General features: G+C 47.5%; 1 protein-coding gene. It reads left to right on the plus strand.

Annotated features, from left to right (window positions below; all coding sequences use genetic code 11):
- Window positions 1-126: 126 nt before the first annotated feature.
- On the plus strand, window positions 127-406 hold a 280-nt coding region (locus NE664_14920), incomplete at its 3' end, for a hypothetical protein (protein MCQ4727928.1).

The following is a 406-nucleotide window of genomic DNA, read 5'->3' on the forward strand; positions in this document are numbered from 1 at the left end:
GGCAAAGAACGGTTTTTCGGCGCTAAAAAGCAAGTGACAGTTGACGTACCCTTTTTCTTTCATGTACAATAAAATGAGATGCCGCCTGTTATCGAGTACAGCGTCACAGGCGGGAAAGGAAGGGGTATGAGAAATATTTTCGCGAAATACCGGGAGATTATCCTCGGTCTGCTGATTTTGATATTATTGGCTGTGTCGTGGCTGTTATATGCGAGAACTCTGAAAAACGATTTTCAGAATGAGATCATCTCATCTCTGGAGGAGGTATCCACTCAGGGAGAGAATATTCTGGAAAAAGAGATCAATGCGAAACTGGAACTGCTGACAGAGGTTTCACGCCGCGTCAGCTTCTATCCGGCGGAGGATTATGAGGAGGCTGCCTCCATGCTGGCCGCCACCGCCATGG

Origin of the sequence: Anaerotignum faecicola, assembly GCA_024460105.1 — a bacterium.
In the GTDB taxonomy this organism is placed as follows: Bacteria; Bacillota; Clostridia; order Lachnospirales; family Anaerotignaceae; genus JANFXS01.